This window comes from Pseudomonas sp. TYF_14, from assembly GCF_043105275.1.
In the GTDB taxonomy this organism is placed as follows: domain Bacteria; phylum Pseudomonadota; class Gammaproteobacteria; order Pseudomonadales; family Pseudomonadaceae; genus Aquipseudomonas; species Aquipseudomonas alloputida.
The window spans coordinates 1-2261 of the sequence record NZ_JBICLK010000042.1; the positions used below are offsets into that span (position 1 = coordinate 1).

The 2261-nt window shown below is 60.4% G+C and carries 2 protein-coding genes; both read left to right on the forward strand.

Going from position 1 to position 2261, the window contains the following annotated elements; all coding sequences use genetic code 11:
• The coding region (locus ACF8O8_RS12850) for a type VI secretion system Vgr family protein (protein WP_392509789.1) at window positions 1-1218 on the forward strand (1218 nt) is incomplete at its 5' end.
• Entirely contained in the window at window positions 1215-2138 is a 924-nt protein-coding gene (locus tag ACF8O8_RS12855) for a DUF4123 domain-containing protein (RefSeq protein WP_049586296.1), read from the forward strand. The genes ACF8O8_RS12850 and ACF8O8_RS12855, both read left to right, overlap by 4 nt.
• Window positions 2139-2261 lie beyond the last annotated feature (123 nt).

Here is a 2261-nt window from a genome sequence, read left to right on the forward strand (position 1 = left end):
CTGCAACCGGGGCTCAGTTTCACCCTGACCGACCACCCGCGCGAAGACCTGAATGTGCATTGGCGGGTCAGCACGGTCCACCACGAAGGCAGCCAGCCCACCAGCCTGCAGGAAGAAGCTGCCGGGGCCGACCAGGGCACACGTTACGAGCAAAAGGCGGTACTGGTGCCAGGCAGAACCGAGTGGCGCCCAGCTCCGTTGCCCAAACCACGCGTTGACGGGCCGCACATGGCCACCGTCGTCGGCCCGCCTGGCGAGGAAATCTACTGCGATGAATGGGGCCGGGTAAAAGTCAGTTTCCCCTGGGACCGCGAAAGCCAGAACAACGAGTTCAGTTCGTGCTGGCTGCGGGTGTCTCAAGGCTGGGCGGGTGGAAGCTGGGGCTCGATGGCCATCCCCCGGATCGGCCAGGACGTGATCATCCATTACGTCAACGGCGACCCCGATCAGCCGATGATCACCGGCCGTACTTACTGCGGCAACCAGCAGCCACCGTACGACCTTCCCCGTCACAAGACCCGCATGACCATCAAGAGCCAGACCCACAAGGGCGATGGCTTCAACGAGCTGCGCTTCGAGGACGAACTGGGCCAGGAGGAAGTGTTCATTCATGCCCAGAGGGACCAGAACAATGTGGTCAAGCATGATGAGACTACGCAGGTCGGCAATGACCGCAAAGAGCAGGTCGATAACGACGAATCGATCCTGATCGGCCACGACCGTACGGAAACGGTTGGCAATGACGAGCGCATCACCATTGGGCAGGATGCCGCGCTCGACATCGGTAGAAACCACACGATCAGGATCGCCAAGGACCGTGTCGAAAACATCGGCAATCACCGTCACGATCAGATCGCCGCCAATCACCACACCCGTATCGGTGGCAACTTCGAGCAACGGGTCGAAGGGCATGCCGAGCTGGAAGCCCGTGGGGATATCCGCAGACGTACTCGCCGTTATGAACTTCGAGCATCGGAAGCCGTGGTCATCCAAGGCCCTGGTGGCTCCATTCGAATCGACGAAACAGGCATCACACTGGACAGCCCGACGATTCGCATCACCGGCCAGATGCTCAAGTCGGCAAATGGAACGACAAGCCCCTTTTCCATCAGCAGTGCACCGAACACTGGCAAGCCGCTGGAGCGCCTGTGTGGGCGCCGCCCTGATGGCTCCTGTCCCCTACCCGATTGCCGCTGTATCCGAGGGCAAGTCCAATGACCACCTTGTCATCACCTCCTCCGCGCAGCGAAGACTTCGCTCACAACTGCCGCTTTCTGCTGCTCATGACCAGTGCAATCGAGAACTGGGCCTATCGGCCCATCCCGCAGGAAGGTGAACTGGTTCCTGCTTATGCCCCATCGGTACTCGACCTTATAAACGCTGTCAGCCGAAATACTCAAAAGGCATGGTTATGGAAGAACAGCGCCCTGGATGACCGTCATGAGTTCGGGCCTTTGCTGGTGGACGTTGCAGACGCTCACGAGCTGCTTGCCCATGCAATCACGACCTGGATGCCTATCGGTGGAGCCATCGCGCTGGATGCCGAGGTTGGCCTGGCAGCGCTGGCAGACCACTTCACCAGCCTGGTGCAGGTCGTGCTCCCTGACCACAGCGTTGCCACTCACCATGTCACACCGGACCATCTTGCAGCCTGGCTGAATGCGCTGGACGACGACCATCGCAAGGCCTGGCTTGGCCCGGTGTCTCGGTTGGCATGGCGAGTCAACTGGGGGCCGGCTCATGAATGGAAAACACACGAAAACAAGCCGATTGCTGCCCGCTCAAAATCAGAACTGCCTTTGACCCTCCAGCAGCTTGAACTTGATCGGCTGCAAGCAGGCATGCACGAGCACTTTGTCCTCTCATTGGCACATGAGGTCTTGGCCATGCCGCCCCATGCCAACCATACCTTGGCGGACATACGCCTATGGATAGAAACACTCCTGCCGCAACTGACAGCCCTCAATTTCCGGAGCGAGGAAGTTGCGGGCCAATTCATTCGGCTGATAGCCGGGCACATGTGGCTGATGAGCAATGACAAGGCGGGAAAAATCTACACCAACCTCGAAGAGTCGCCCCAGGCCCGCCTTCGCGAGCTCCAGGCACTGGTCGAAAGCAAGGAGCCTGCCCATGACTAACGCCTCCGTAAGCAGCGCCACCTCCGGCCCTGCCTGCAGCGCACGCGTGCCCATCCTGCCATTGCGCTACGCCATCATGCCCCGCACCGGCGACGCCCCCGCCTGCCGCTATGCCGATGCAGG

What these genes read in the sequence shown, in the direction of transcription:
- ACF8O8_RS12855 (WP_049586296.1), top strand. Translation starts at nt 1,215, where the DNA reads ATGACCACCTTGTCATCACCTCCTCCGCGCAGCGAAGACTTCGCTCAC.